Annotated in this window: 12 protein-coding genes; 4 read left to right on the forward strand and 8 right to left on the reverse strand. The window is 67.9% G+C overall.

All coding sequences use genetic code 11. The features are described from left to right. Nucleotides 1-97 precede the first annotated feature (97 nt). From mmsA to PED38_RS00015, 3 genes are all read left to right on the forward strand, one after another. Complete coding sequence (mmsA, locus tag PED38_RS00005; protein WP_063071981.1) at nucleotides 98-1,627, forward strand: multiple monosaccharide ABC transporter ATP-binding protein; 1,530 nt, start codon at nucleotides 98-100, stop codon at nucleotides 1,625-1,627. Between the two features lie 5 nt (nucleotides 1,628-1,632). Continuing rightward, a complete protein-coding gene (mmsB, locus tag PED38_RS00010; protein ID WP_063071982.1) occupies nucleotides 1,633-2,820 on the forward strand; it encodes a multiple monosaccharide ABC transporter permease in 1,188 nt (395 codons plus the stop codon). A 193-nt stretch (nucleotides 2,821-3,013) separates the two neighbouring features. Further along, entirely contained in the window at nucleotides 3,014-3,613 is a 600-nt protein-coding gene (locus PED38_RS00015; protein ID WP_270978985.1) for a helix-turn-helix transcriptional regulator, read from the forward strand. 678 nt (nucleotides 3,614-4,291) lie between these two features. Here PED38_RS00015 and PED38_RS00025 read toward each other — a convergent pair. From PED38_RS00025 to PED38_RS00055, 7 genes are read right to left on the reverse strand one after another with little or no spacing between them, the layout of a single operon-like run. Next, nucleotides 4,292-5,581, reverse strand: a complete 1,290-nt coding sequence (locus PED38_RS00025; protein ID WP_270978986.1) for an MFS transporter — start codon at nucleotides 5,579-5,581, stop codon at nucleotides 4,292-4,294. Next, on the reverse strand, nucleotides 5,578-6,600 hold the full coding sequence (locus PED38_RS00030) for a glycosyltransferase family 2 protein (protein ID WP_270978987.1): 1,023 nt from the start codon (nucleotides 6,598-6,600) through the stop codon (nucleotides 5,578-5,580). The genes PED38_RS00025 and PED38_RS00030 overlap by 4 nt, the downstream gene beginning before the upstream one ends. Beyond that, on the reverse strand, nucleotides 6,597-7,358 hold the full coding sequence (locus tag PED38_RS00035) for an ABC transporter ATP-binding protein (protein WP_270978988.1): 762 nt from the start codon (nucleotides 7,356-7,358) through the stop codon (nucleotides 6,597-6,599). The genes PED38_RS00030 and PED38_RS00035 overlap by 4 nt, the downstream gene beginning before the upstream one ends. Beyond that, the gene (locus PED38_RS00040; protein WP_217491916.1) at nucleotides 7,355-8,197 is read right to left on the reverse strand and encodes an ABC transporter permease; all 843 of its coding nucleotides are present in this window, start codon (nucleotides 8,195-8,197) and stop codon (nucleotides 7,355-7,357) included. The genes PED38_RS00035 and PED38_RS00040 overlap by 4 nt, the downstream gene beginning before the upstream one ends. Further along, nucleotides 8,194-9,597 carry an ABC transporter substrate-binding protein gene (locus PED38_RS00045; protein WP_270978989.1) on the reverse strand — a complete coding sequence of 468 codons (1,404 nt, stop codon included), beginning with the start codon at nucleotides 9,595-9,597 and terminating at the stop codon, nucleotides 8,194-8,196. The genes PED38_RS00040 and PED38_RS00045 overlap by 4 nt, the downstream gene beginning before the upstream one ends. Before the next feature lie 44 nt (nucleotides 9,598-9,641). Continuing rightward, on the reverse strand, nucleotides 9,642-11,555 hold the full coding sequence (locus PED38_RS00050) for an alpha-galactosidase (protein ID WP_270978990.1): 1,914 nt from the start codon (nucleotides 11,553-11,555) through the stop codon (nucleotides 9,642-9,644). Then, entirely contained in the window at nucleotides 11,552-11,932 is a 381-nt protein-coding gene (locus PED38_RS00055) for a galactokinase family protein (protein WP_270978991.1), read from the reverse strand. Before PED38_RS00055 ends, PED38_RS00050 begins: the two co-directional genes overlap by 4 nt. A gap of 611 nt (nucleotides 11,933-12,543) precedes the next feature. Between PED38_RS00055 and PED38_RS00060 the strand changes: the two genes are divergently transcribed. Then, nucleotides 12,544-12,720, forward strand: a complete 177-nt coding sequence (locus PED38_RS00060; protein WP_270978992.1) for a helix-turn-helix transcriptional regulator — start codon at nucleotides 12,544-12,546, stop codon at nucleotides 12,718-12,720. A 99-nt stretch (nucleotides 12,721-12,819) separates the two neighbouring features. Here the strand turns inward: PED38_RS00060 and xylA are convergent, their stop codons facing one another. Continuing rightward, the gene (gene xylA, locus PED38_RS00065) at nucleotides 12,820-14,013 is read right to left on the reverse strand and encodes a xylose isomerase (protein WP_053773879.1); all 1,194 of its coding nucleotides are present in this window, start codon (nucleotides 14,011-14,013) and stop codon (nucleotides 12,820-12,822) included. Between the last annotated feature and the right edge of the window lie 59 nt (nucleotides 14,014-14,072).

Here is a 14,072-nt window from a genome sequence, read left to right on the forward strand (position 1 = left end):
CGCACCGCGGCCGGCCCGCCTCCGGGTGGCGCATCGCGCGCCGCCCCGCACCACCGCCGGGCACCCGGCACCACCATCCACACAAGTGAGGCAGGCCATGGCCAACCACATTCTCGAGATGCGCGGCATCACCAAGACGTTCCCCGGCGTCAAGGCGCTGCAGGACGTCACCCTCGAGGTCACGCGCGGCACGTGCCACGCGATCTGCGGCGAGAACGGCGCGGGCAAGTCGACCCTGATGAAGGTGCTGTCGGGCGTCTACCCGGCCGGCTCCTACGACGGCGACATCGTGCTCGAGGACAAGGTCGTCAAGTTCTCCAGCATCCGCGACAGCGAGAAGTCGGGCGTGGTGATCATCCACCAGGAGCTCGCGCTGAGCCCCTACCTCTCCATCGCGGAGAACATCTTCCTCGGCAACGAGATCAGCAAGGGCGGCTTCATCGACTGGAACGCCACCAACGTGGAGGCCTCGAAGCTCCTCGCCCGCGTCGGGCTGAGCGACAACCCGGCCACGAAGATCGCCGACATCGGCGTGGGCAAGCAGCAGCTCGTGGAGATCGCGAAGGCGCTGTCCAAGGAGGTGAAGCTCCTCATCCTCGACGAGCCCACCGCCGCGCTCAACGACGAGGACTCCGCCCACCTGCTCGACCTGATCAAGCACCTCAAGGGCCAGGGCATCACGAGCATCATCATCAGCCACAAGCTGAACGAGATCAAGGCGATCGCCGACGCCGTCACGATCATCCGCGACGGCAAGACGATCGAGACCCTCGACCTCGGGCGCGACTCCATCAGCGAGGAGCGCATCATCAAGGGCATGGTGGGCCGCGACCTCCAGAGCCGCTACCCCGACCGCACCCCCGACATCGGCGAGGAGGTGCTGCGCATCGAGGACTGGACGGTCCACCACCCGCAGGAGCACTCCCGCGTGGTCGTCGACCACGCGAACCTGAACGTCCGCGCGGGCGAGGTGGTCGGCATCGCCGGCCTCATGGGCGCGGGCCGCACCGAGCTCGCGATGAGCGTCTTCGGCCGCTCCTACGGCGCCAACATCTCCGGCAAGCTCTACAAGCGCGGCAAGGAGATCACGGCGCGCACGGTGGGCGAGGCGATCAAGAACGGCCTCGCGTACGCCACGGAGGACCGCAAGCACTACGGCCTGAACCTCATCGACGACATCAAGCGCAACGTCTCCGGCGCCGCGCTCGAGAAGCTGTCGAAGGCGGGATGGGTCGACGCGAACCGGGAGTACGTGGTGGCTGACGGCTACCGCACCTCCATGAACATCAAGGCGCCGAGCGTCGGGTCCATCACCGGGAAGCTCTCCGGGGGGAACCAGCAGAAGGTCGTCCTCTCGAAGTGGATGTTCTCCGACCCGGACGTGCTCATCCTCGACGAGCCCACCCGCGGCATCGACGTGGGCGCCAAGTACGAGATCTACACGATCATCAACGCGCTCGCCGCGCAGGGGAAGGCGGTCATCGTCATCTCCAGCGAGCTCCCCGAGCTCCTCGGCATCTGCGACCGGATCTACGCCCTCTCCGCCGGGCGCATCACGGGCCAGCTGCCGATCTCCGAGGCGACGCCCGAGACCCTCATGACCTACATGACCAAGGAAAAGGAATAGTCAGCATGTCCAGTCTCAGCAATGTGGCGGGTTTCCTCGTCAGCCGCCTCAGGCAGATCGGCATCTTCATCGCGCTGATCGCGATCGTGGTGCTGTTCCAGATCCTCACCGACGGGACGCTCCTCGAGCCCCGCAACGTCACGAGCATCGTCGTCCAGAACGCCTACATCCTGATCCTCGCGATCGGCATGGTGATGATCATCATCGCCGGGCACATCGACCTGTCTGTCGGGTCCGTGGTGGCGCTCATCGGCGCCGTCTCGGGCGTGTTCGCCGTCAACTGGGGCTGGCCCTGGTGGGCGTCCATCCTCGCCAGCCTCGTGATCGGCGGCCTCATCGGCGCCTGGCAGGGCTTCTGGGTGGCGTACGTCGGCATCCCCGCGTTCATCGTGACCCTGGCGGGCATGCTCACGTTCCGCGGCCTCGCCCAGATCGTGCTGGAGAACCGGCCGATCACGCCGTTCCCGGACGAGTACGTGGCCGTCGGCTCCGGCTTCCTGCCCGACCCCACGAACCGCGCGGCCATCCTGGAGCCGATCACCGTGGCGCTCGGCGTCATCGCGGCGCTGTTCCTCGTGCTGTCCGCGGTGCGCGAGCGTCGTGCCCGCGTGAAGCTCAACCTCGAGGACGAGCCGCTCGCCTGGTTCCTCACCAAGCTCGCCACCATCGCGGTGCTCGTGCTCGGCATCACGTACCTGCTCGCGAGCTACAACGGCACGCCGATCGTCCTCGTGATCCTCGCGGTGCTGGTGCTCGTGTACACGGCGGTGATGGGCCGGAGCATCTTCGGCCGTCACATCTACGCCCGCGGTGGCAACCTCAACGCGGCGCAGCTGTCCGGCATCAACACGAAGCGCGTGGACTTCCTGCTCTTCGTGAACATGGGCTTCCTGGCGGCGCTCGCCGGCATCGCCTTCACGGCGCGCAGCAACTCGGCGCTCCCCGCGGCCGGCAACGGCTTCGAGCTCGACGCGATCGCCGCGGTGTTCATCGGCGGGGCGGCCGTCACGGGCGGCATCGGCACCGTGACGGGTGCGATGGTCGGTGGTCTGATCATGGGCGTGCTCAACAACGGCATGTCGCTGCTCGGCCTCGGCACGGAGTACCAGCAGCTCATCAAGGGCCTCGTGCTCCTGCTGGCTGTCGCGTTCGACGTGTTCAACAAGAGCCGCGGGTCCAAGTCCGCGACCTGATCCGCCCGCATCACCCGCGCTGACGCGCACGGAGGGGCCCGGCATCCGCATGGATGCCGGGCCCTCCGTCGTCCGGCGCCGCGGGCTGGGGGAAGGGCGTTCGCGCGCGGCGGCGTCCGCGTAGCATCCTGCTCACCCGCCGCCGCGTCGTCTGCCGTGTCGCGCGGCCCGTCGAGGCGCGAGGGAGCGGAGCATGCCGAGGATCGTCATCCCCTGGATCGCAGCAGCCGTGGGGGTGTCGACGATCGCCGTGGTGCTCGCCGTCCAGCATGGCCGTGACCCCGTCGCCGCAGTGCTCCCGGCCCTCGTGGTGCTCTCGAGCGGTCCGGTGGGCCTCGTCATCCGCCGCCGGCGCGAGATGGGCTCGCGGTCGGCCGCGCCCGGCGGCGTGGAGCGGGCGATCGCGTCCGCCACCCAGGCGGCGGTCTTCCGCGACCTCCTCGTCGGGATCCCGGCGGCCATGCTCCTCCAGCTGGTGCAGCCCGAGCGGCCGCCGATCACGACCTTCCTCCTGCTGCTGGTGGCCGCGCTCGCGGACCACGGCCTCCGGAACATCGCACGCCTTCGGGCCTGCGGGAGGCCCGGCCCGGGCACGAACGACCTCGCTGTCCACCGGGCCGCGGCCGGGCTCGCGCCGGAGGACCTCGCGCTGGCCACGGGGGTCAGCGATCGCACGATCGTCGCGATCGAGAACGGCCGCCATGAGCCGGGCGTCGACCTCGCGCTGGCTCTCGCCCGCGAGCTCGGCGTCCGCGTGGAGGACCTGTTCCCGGCGCATCCGCCGAGGGCCTGACCGCCGCGCACAGGCAGACGGAGGGCCCGGCATCCACGTGGATGCCGGGCCCCCCGGTCGTGCTCGGTGCGCGTCCTAGGGCGTGTCTCTCCATCCGTGGGTCCAGGCGATGATGCCGTGCAGGACGGTCGCGGCTCGGTGGTGGAGTGCGTGCTCGTCGTAGCGGGTGGCGAGGCCGCGCCATCGCGTGATGTGGCAGAAGCGGGGTTCGGCGACATTCCGGCCGCGGTGGTCGACTGCGTCGAACGCGGATGGGCGCCCACCTCTGGCGCCGCGTCGACGTCGGTGGCCTTGCTGATCGGCCGACTCGGGGATGACCGCGCGGATGCCTCGGTCCGGAGATGGCGGCGGATCGCTCGAGACGAGTGCGCCTTGTCACCTCGGAGCGCTTGCGAGTGCTCGCGAGAGCCCCATGGAACATGAGCCGGGTCATCGACGGGTGTCCACGGGGTGGGGCGGTCTCCTCGCGGTCGTGAAGCGCCCTGCATTCGATGGAGACATCGCGCGATGTGATTCCCGCCAGCTGATCGACGGCTGCGTGGCCAGCATGGAACGTGCCCTCGAACTCGGCGAGGTGGGTCACGGCCGTCCGGGCTCCGTTCACACGGCTTCGCCGCCGGTTCGCCAATACCCTCCCCGACGAGTCGGAGCGTCGTCTCGCTCAGCGCTATCGCGGAGCTACGTCGGTCGGGTTCGCGACCGCGACAGGTCGGGCTCGGCGCCGCGGACGCCTCCTTCGCTCTCGGCCCGCCGACTGCAGAGGAACCAGACGATTCCGTACACGACGGTGATGCCTCCGAAGAGCTGCACGAGAGTCGGGGCGGGAAGGACTCCGATGAGGACGGCGGCGACGAGTTGGCTGATCCCGATCGCGAGCATCGAGAACATGTTGTCGAAGGCGAAGATCCGACCCCGCAGAGCATCGGGTGATTCCTGCTGCAGACCGTAGTTGCTCAGGGATGCGGTGGCACTGCCCCCGATGTGGGCGACGATGACGAGGATGATCGCGAGAGGGGCGGACGTCTGCATCGCCATGAGCGCGTAGGCCACGCCGAAGAGCGTGATCGTCGCCAAGAGCGCTCTCCTGGGCTGGACGCCGGCGCGGACGATCGGTCTCGCGAGCATCGGACCGATCAGAGCGCCGATGCCTCGGGCGGCGAACAGGAAGCTCGCCATGAGAGCTGGCTCACCGCTGGAGAGCATCAGGGCGATGGAGGGGAAGACGGCGAGGATCCCGTTGCCGATGTTCGTCCCGGGCTTGGCGAGGATCAGCGCACCGATCATCCGACTCGTCTTCGCCGCCCGGAACACGGAACGGCTGTCGCTGACGAACGCGGAGAGCCGCAGTCGAGGGACGTCGGTCGCCGCGCGCCCGAGCTTCGGGAGCCTGAGCAACGACAACCCGGCGATGAGGTAGCCGAGGAAGGTCACGCCGAAGCACACGTACGGGGAAGCGAAGCTCGAGACCAGGCCGCCGAGGGTGGAGCCGAGCACGAGCATCACCCCCCAGACGGATCCGAGACCGGTCGTCGCTGCGAGCAGGCCGTGTCGTTCGACGAGGTCGGGCACGATCGTGTTCACGGCCGGGGTGAAGAACGCCTTGCCGACCGCGAGAAGTGCATAGGTGGCGACGCCTAACAGCGCTGTCGCCGCAGAGGAGATGAGGAAGAGCAGCCCGATTGCCAGAGATGACCCGAGAAGGCAGACGATCAGGATCTTCCGGCGGTCGAACCGGTCCAGCAGCGAGCCGGCCACCAACGACAAGCCGGCGATGACGAAGGTCTCGACGCTGAGGAGGACGGCGCCGAGAGCGCCGCTGCCCGTCAGCCTCTGCATCAGCAGGATGAGCGGGATCATCGTGAACCAGTCACCGCCCTGGCAGATGACCTGCGCGAAGAAGACACGGCGATAGTCGACGTTGTGCCGGAGCAGGCCCCAGGTCGTCGTCGGCGGGGCGGCGGCTCTCACTGCGCCTCTGGTCGAGACGGGGCCGGGTCGGCGGATCGTGTCAGGACCCCTCGTTCACGCAACCCGTCGAGGACAGCTCGGTTCGCCGCGGGCATCGAGAGCATCGTCTCGGCGTCGAGCTCGGCGACGAACTCGGCGGCGAGCGTCGAGGCGGCGCTGAAGTCGGCCTCGGGCGCCTGTCTGATCGCGTCGAGCAGCACGGTGAAGTCGCCGAGCGTCATATCGTGTCCGAGTTCGCGCAGCAGGCTCGGACTGTATTCGCGGACGACTGCCGCGCTCTCCACGGCCATCCGCATTCGTGCTTCGACGTTCCCCGGTTCGTGGAGACGTTGCGTGATGGATCGCGGACCGCGATCACGCACGCGCCAGTGGTAGGCGACCTGTGTCGTCACGACGACTGCTCGCGCCTTGAGGTGCGCCGCGAGCATCACCGGCGCGTCCTCGTATTCCGACAGTTCGAAGGCGAGACCGGCTGAGTTCCAGAAGCTACGCCGGAAGACCTTGTTCCACGCCATCCTGTCGAGGATGAGGTCTCTGACCGAGGTGATGTGGGCCGCCTGTCGGTCGGTCCCGAAGACCTCCCGGTACCGGGGGTGCGGCCACACCTTCTGGGAGTCGAATCGCAGCACGTTCCCGGAGACGAAGTCTGCCGCCGATCCCTCGAGGAGTGAGATGGCGCGTTCGTAGGCCCCTTCGGGTACGACATCGTCGGCGTCGCAGAACGCGAGGTACTCGCCCGCCGCCGCCGTGATACCGAGGTTGCGGGCTCGGCTGAGACCGCGGTGGTCGCTTGTCACGAGTTCGAAGCGGTCGTCCTCGGCGATGAATCGGCGGGCGATGTCCTGGCTCCGATCCGTGGAGCCGTCGTCGACCAAGATCACCTGCAGGGGAACGCGCTGCCGGGCCAGCGACTCGAGACATTGCTGGAGGTACGACTCCACATCGAAGACGGGGACGACGACACTGAGCAGCCCTGCGGTGGGCTGCGCGCTTCGATTCTCCGATTCGGCGTCGGTCATCGTGAGGCCCCTGTCTCGGAAGCGAAGAGGGCGAGCAGCTTGAGACGGTGCACATGGGCGCTGTTCGCGTCGGTTCCCGTCTCGGTCGCACGACTCGGCGAGTCCGGGATCTCGACCAGCCCGTTCGCCGGCTTCCCGGTGAGTACGAGCTGCCTCCCGCCGAGGGCGTCGGCCTCCTCCAGGTCGTGAGTGACGAAGACGACCGTCGGACGGTGTTCGTCGTGCACTCGGAGAAGCAGCTGTTGGCAGGCCGCCCGGGTCCTGATGTCGAGAGCGCTGAAGGGCTCGTCGAGCAGCAGCACACTGGGACGCGTCACGAGGGTGCGCGCGATCTGCGCCCGCTGCCTCATCCCACCCGAGAGCGAGCCGGGGAGCAGATCTCCGTGCGCCGACAATTCGACCTCCGCGAGCATCTCAGCCACTCGTCCCGTGCGCTGGGCCTTGGGCACTCGTGCGATCTTGAGCGGGAGCTCGACGTTCTGCCGGACGTTCAGCCATGGCAGCAACCCGTCCTGTTGGAAGACGAGTCCCCGGCTCGCGGACGGTCCGAGGATCGGCTCGTCGGCGACCCTGACGTCGCCGGATGTGAGACGCTGCAGCCCCGCGAGGACGCGCAGGATCGTCGACTTCCCCGAGCCAGACGGCCCCAGGACGATGGAGATGCGGCCGGCTTCGAAGGTCGCTGACAGGTCGTCGAGGACGGTCCGGCCACCGAGTCGGACGGTGGCCCCTTCCAGCTCGATCGCAGCTCCGTTCATGATGTGACCTCGCGCTCTGCCCAATGGGTCAATCGTCGGCCGGCGAAAGCGACCAATCCGGTGGTGATCATGCCGAGTGCGCCGATGACGACCATGCCGGCGACGACCGATGGGTAGTCGACGAGCGTGTACGCCTGCCAGGTCCGGTACCCGACGCCGAATTGACCGGAGATCATCTCGGCTGAGATGACGCAGACCCAGGACACGCCCAGCCCGACGGAGAATCCGGCGAAGATGCCCGGCAATGCGCCGGGAAGCACGACTCGCAGGATCACGGTCGCCCGCCCGCCGCCCATGGTCTGGACTGCCTCCTCCCAGGAGAGCGGCAGCGTCCGCACTGCGGCTCGTGCGCTGATGACGATCGGGAAGACGGCGGCTGCGAAGGTGATCGCGACGATCCCCTGCTCATTGGTCGGGAACAGCAGGAGCGCGATCGGCACCAATGCGATCGCGGGAATGGGACGCGCGATCTCGACGAGGGTGCCGAGGGTCCGGTCGGCGGTCGAACTGCGGCCCTGCATGATCCCGAGCGGGACGCCGACTGCGCATGCGAGCAGGAATCCGAGCGTGATCCGGGCCAAGCTCGCGGCCACGTCCTGGTAGAACAACGCTGTCCCGAGCTGACGGATCAGTACGTCCGCGACGGTCAGCGGCGTCGGGAGTTTGTCGAACGACAACCAGAGCCTGACGCCAGAAGCCGACAGCAGTTGCCAGATGAGCAGCGCGGCGACGACGGTCGCGGCCCTGATCAGCAGGTCCTTGGACGACCGTGCGCGGGAACGGGTGGGAACGGTGCGGCCGGGCAGTCGCATCATCGCCGTTCGTGATGCTGCCTTCATCCGCTCGCCCTCGAGAACTCCTCGGCGCCGGCGAAAGTGTATTGACGGCTCTCGGGCTTGTCGGCTGCGTACTTCGAGGCGTTCTCGGCAGTCGCGAACGCAGCCCATCGCTTGTCCGTCGGTGCAGCCGGGTCGTATGTCCAGATGCTCTTCTCCGCGAACCAGCGCGTCCCGGTCAATCCATCTGACACGTAGGCGGCGCGGATCTCCGCGTCCGCCTTCGTCGCGGCAGCGAGCAGGCATCCCGGGGTGCCGTAGAACGATGCTCCCGCTTCGCCCTTCCAGAGGATCGCACTCGGCGGACCGTTCTCACCAGCCGAATCGCCGCAGCCCTCCTGGACCGTTCCAGGTGCTGCTTGGTTGATGTCGGAGTCGAGCATCTGCGCGTAGTCCTCACCGAACAAGCGCTTCAGATGGGAATCGTCGGCGAAGGACGTGAGGTGCGGGTCGATCGTGCCGTCGGTCTTGCGCAGGTAATCGGAATCCTTCTGCAGTGCGGTCACCAATGCAGGCTTGAGGGCCATGTTGAAGTTCGCGATGCCGAAGGGTCCGTTGTACAGGTAGACGACCTCGAGCGGGAGGCCGGTCGCTTCGGCGACCTCTTTCGCCGCGTCGAGCGGCTGGGCGTGGAGGTAGTCCGTCGCTTCGCTCATGCCCTGGAGGAATGCTTGGACGACCGCGGGCTGCGTTCTCGCGAACTGCTCGCCGACGACGACGCCGTGGAAGGTGGGGTTCGCGGTCGTGGCCCCGTCGACGAGGAGGCGCCCGTCGCCGTTCCACACCTCTTGTGCGGGCCATGGCGCGAACTGGGAGTAGGCCGCCACGCTGCCGGCCTTCAAGGAGGTCGCTCCGACGCTCGGCGCTTGGTTCTGTCTGTCGATGTCCGTCGGCTGGAGGCCTGCTGCATCGATGGTCTGAGCGAGCAAGCCGTCGCCGGCTGATCCGACCGAGGTCGAGACGGTCGCTCCGCGGAGCCCCGCGACGTCCTCGATCGTGCTTTCCGACGGCACGACGATGCCGTTCAAGCCTCCGGCCATGTTGAACGCGGTCGTCGCGATGAGTTCGGTGCGGGCATCGGCTTGCGGGTAGGTCCGCGAAGCGTTCAGGACCAGCGGGAAGTCACCCATCGAGCCGATGCCGATCTTGCCGGCGAGCATCTGCGCGGTGATGGGAGCGCCGGTGTCGTAGTCCTCCCACCTCACGTCGTAGCGCACTCCGGTCTTCTCCGTCTCGGCGGCGAGCGCCTTCTCGAAGTAGCCGCGCGCCTTGAGGAGCGTCCCTGCCGTGACGGTGTTGATCGTCTTGCTCTGGTAGCCGACGGTCACCTCGACCGTCCCGTCGTCGTCGGAGCACCCTGTCATCGTGGTCGCGCCGAGCACGACGCCGATGGAGATCGCCATTACCCGCAGGAGTCGTCTGTTCTGCATCACCTGTCGTCGCTTCCTCATCGTTCCTCGGGTGCTCGTAGCACTGCAACCTCGCCGGTGGCCAGCGGGATCTCGCTCGTGCCTGCTGCGAGCACCTCGACCACGGAGCGGGTCGAGCCGTCGGTCACGTCGATTCTGGTGATGATCGTCCGTTCTGTGTCCGCGGACAGCGTGATCGTGTGGTCGGTCGTCGAGTTGACCAGGGCGACGCACGTCGGCGGCAACCTGGTGACCCTGCTTGATTCGGTCTGGATCACGACTGTTCCGTCTTCCAGCTCCATCGACGCCGTCCCGTCGGTCGTGAAGCTGCGGCCGTGTCCGAGGCCACGGGCTAGCAAGGAGTCGTACCAACGATGGAGTGCACTCATGGTCGCGCGTTGCGGAGAGGTCAGCGTCCTGAGGTCCTTTCCCCATGACGGGATGCCTCCGGCGATCATCCGCAAGCCGATCAGCGCGACGTCCTGCGCGCTGGCCGACGGGCTGAAGGTCTGGTAGTCGTTCAACGCGGGGAGGTTGCGGGCTTGCATGTAGACCATGCGCTCGAGGTTCGTCTTCGAGGCGTACGGCGCATCACCGGCCCGCACCACGGTGCCCGTCGCTGCGGCTTGAGGTGACGCGTAGTCCTGCTTGAGTTCGACGATCATCGGTCGTCCGACGGCGTCGATCGCGCGCCGGGCTTCGGCGAGGTGCAGCACGAGTCCTTCCATCGCTGACTCCGTGTCGTGCAGGTGGTGGACGCCGGCGCACTCCTCTGCCGGGAGCCAGTTGAACAAGTCGAACTTGAAGCCGTCGATCTCATAGGCGTCGATCAGCGAGGTGACCACGCCGAGCATCCTCGCGCGTGCTTCCGGAGACCGGAAGCAGAGGGAGTAGAACAACGTCGGGTTGACGATCGGCGTGCCTCGGTCGTCCTCGACGAGCAGGGAGGCGTTCTCGCCGAATGAGTGGGAAGCCGGCCCGACCGCGTGCGGGGCGCACCAGAGGAGCACCTTCGCTCCATCGGCGCGAAGCTCACGGAGCATCTCCGGCATGTCCGGGAAGCGGATGGGATCAGGCTGCCAATCGCCGATGTTCAGTGGGGTGCCGTAGTCGGAGTCGAGACCTGGCCCGAACCAGCCGTCGTCGAGGATGAAGTGCCGCACTCCGAGTTCCAGTCCCGCTGCGACGTTGTCGGTGAAGGTCCTCCGGTCCATCTGATCGGAGCTCCAATCCACCCAACTGCACCAGTACGTCGCGAGTGCGGCTGCATCTGGCTGATATGCGACCGCCAGCCGGTCCTGTTCGAGACGGCTGAACCTCCTCAGCGCGTCGAACCACGCGGTGTGTCCCTCTTCACGGGTGCTCACCCACCCGAAACGCTGGGTGGTGCCGAGCGCTGGCCCGACGGCCCCGAGCTCGTATTCGACTCGGAAGCGACGGTGTTGGACGTTGAGTGCTCGGTTCGACGCGGGCTCGTGCACGCGGACATCCATCTCTCGCGTGCCGGTGAGCAGGCCGATGGCGAACGCAGCGTTGCCGCCGAGGTTCTCGAAGACGAACGCCGGGGTGGCGAACGAGTTGATGCGGATCGCTGTCGTCTCGCGGAAACGCCATGCCGATATCGGGCTGAGGCTGTTCATGAACCACCGCCCGGTATCGGGGAAGACCACCCGGTCGAAGTTGTCCAGGAGCGTGACGTAGGAGATTCGGAGGTCCGACATGTCCGAGATCGTCGTCACCTCGAAGATCAATTCGTCCGGCTCTCCGCTGCGGACGGCGATCGTGACGTCCTCGTCGGGATCGTGCGGGGACTCCGCGGTGAGCAGCCCGCCTCGTCGGACCAGATCGAGCACTCGCGTCACCTGATGCTGACCGGCAGTGACCGTGATCTCCAGACATTCGATCGGCTCGCATGTCAGCACGCCGTCTTCGCGGCTCTCGAGGAGCGTCACAGGTGCCGCCCGGCGCCGTCGGACGGGGTCCCGATGGAGAGATCCGGCGATGCCCAGTCGGTCTCCTCACCGAACCGGGCCCGGACCGCGGTCGCGATCGTCTCGATCGACGAAGTGGGAGCGAGGGCCGCTGATGAGACTCGCCTGATCTCGCGCTCCTGCACGGAGCGGAGCACGGGCACGCGCATCCCGCCGGCGTAGTCGACGTGCTCCCCGATGAGGTTCACGCGTCCGGGAGTCGACCACACGCCACGGGTTCCGTCGGCGCTCTCCGAGTGTCTCTCCGCCAACTCCTGGGCGGTGATCTCACGTGCCGAGACGGCCGAGATGATCGGCTCCGGTGCGTCGCCCGTTCGACGAGACGTGATCGGGTTCACTGTCCTTCTGCCAGCTCCATCGCAAAGCAGCCTCTCTCCGGATAGCCGTGTTGACGTTGCACCCTACAGGCAGTGGGCGTGCCAGCTCGAGCGACATGTGGAGGACGTCGCAGAGCCACCGCTGACGGTCACGTCCCGGCTGCGCCAGGGGCCCTTCTTCGACGCGCTCGGTCGGCGTCAGTCGTGGCGTGTCGTCACCTGAGATGCGTCTCCTCATGATGTGCGGGCGTGCGGCCTGTGAGCAGGGCGGGTCCGTGGATCGGCGTGAAGACCGCATCGGTGCGGCGCATCGCGGGGAGAACCCGACCGCACCTGCCGAGCTCGCTGGCGGCTTCGCGGTCATCGGGGACGTGCATCTCCTCGCGGATGCCGATCTGCGAGGCACCCTGGGTCTGATGGAGACTCGCACTATGTGATGCCCGCCGGCTCGAGGTCCTCGACGCTGCGGGCGGCGTCGAGCGGGCCGTCGCCGCCCGGGCCGCGGCCGCGGTCTTCCGGGACCTGCTCGTGGTGCTCCCCGCCGCGCTCGTGGACGAGGGGTTCCGGCGCTCGTCCGGCCGTCGCGCGATGGAGCGCGGGGGAGGGGGGACTGCCGGCTCGCGGAGCCCCGGATGCGCCTCCGCCTCGAGGAGGACGAGTTCGCCGAGCGCGTCGGCGTGAGCACGCGCACGATCCGGGCGATCGAGGCCAGGTGGCACCGTCCGCCCGTCGACCTGGCGGTGGCGCTCGCCCGGGAGGTGGAGGCGCCGGTCGAGCGGCTCTTCCCTCCGCCCGCGACGCGCGGCTGAGGGGCGGGTTCCGAGCCCGGTCCGCCCGACCCGCCACGGCCGAGGGCCCGGCATCCACGTGGATGCCGGGCCCTCCGGTCGCGCAGGTGAAGGGGCGAGCTAGGAGCGCGCGCCCATCAGGTGCTCCAGCGCCAGCTGGTTGAGGCGGACGAAGCCGAAGCCCTTAGCGTCGAAGTACTCGTCGGCCGCGAAGTCCTCGTAGGAGGAGCGGTCCGCGAGGATGTCGTCGTAGGACTCGCCCTCGTTCAGCGTCGGCGTGTAGATGTCCTGGACCTTGGCGGCGGCGAGCGCCTCCTGCACCTCGGGGTCGGCGCGGAAGGCCTGCGCGCGCTCCTTGAGGAGCAGGTACATGCGCATGTTCGCCGCGGCGGAGTCCCACACGCCCGTGATGTCCTCGGTGCGGCTGGGCTTGTAGTCGAAGTGACGGGGGCCGTCGTAGGAGCGGCCGCCACCCACGCCGCCGTTCTCCAGCAGGTCGACGAGCGAGAACGCGTTCTGCAGGTCGCCGTGGCCGAAGACGAGGTCCTGGTCGTACTTGATGCCGCGCTGGCCGTTGAGGTCGATGTGGAAGAGCTTGCCCTGGTACAGCGCCTGCATGATGCCGGCGGTGAAGTTGAGGCCCGCCATCTGCTCGTGGCCGACCTCGGGGTTCACGCCGACGAGCTCGGGGCGCTCGAGGGTCTCGATGAAGGCGAGCGCGTGGCCGAGCGTCGGCAGCAGGATGTCGCCGCGGGGCTCGTTGGGCTTCGGCTCGATGGCGAAGCGGATGTCGTAGCCCTTGTCGGTGACGTAGTCGCCGAGCAGGTTGACGGCCTCGCGGTAGCGCTCGAGCGCGCCGCGGACGTCCTTGGCGGAGTCGTACTCGGCGCCCTCGCGGCCGCCCCACATCACGAACGTCTGCGCGCCGAGCTCGGCGGCGAGGTCGATGTTGCGGAGGACCTTGCGGATCGCGAACCGGCGGACGGCGCGGTCGTTCGAGGTGAAGCCGCCGTCCTTGAAGACGGGCGCGGAGAAGAGGTTGGTGGTGACCATCGGGACGACGATGCCGGTGTCGCTGAGGGCGCCCTTCAGGCGGTCGATCTGCTTCTGGCGCTCGGCGTCGGTGGATCCGAAGGCGAAGAGGTCGTCGTCGTGGAAGGTGAGGCCGTAGGCGCCCAGCTCCGAGATGCGCTCGACGCCCTCGACCACGTCGAGGTCGGAGCGGGTCGGGCCGCCGAACGGGTCGGCCCCGGTGTATCCGATGGTCCAGAGTCCGAACGAGAACTTGTCCTCGCGGGTGGGGGTGAGCGCCATGGTGTCTCCTGTCAGCGTCGTCGATGATTTGTTGCTAGCTACAACCTAATCGGCGGACG

Source organism: Clavibacter sp. CT19 (assembly GCF_027858075.1).
In the GTDB taxonomy this organism is placed as follows: Bacteria; Actinomycetota; Actinomycetes; order Actinomycetales; family Microbacteriaceae; genus Clavibacter; species Clavibacter tessellarius_A.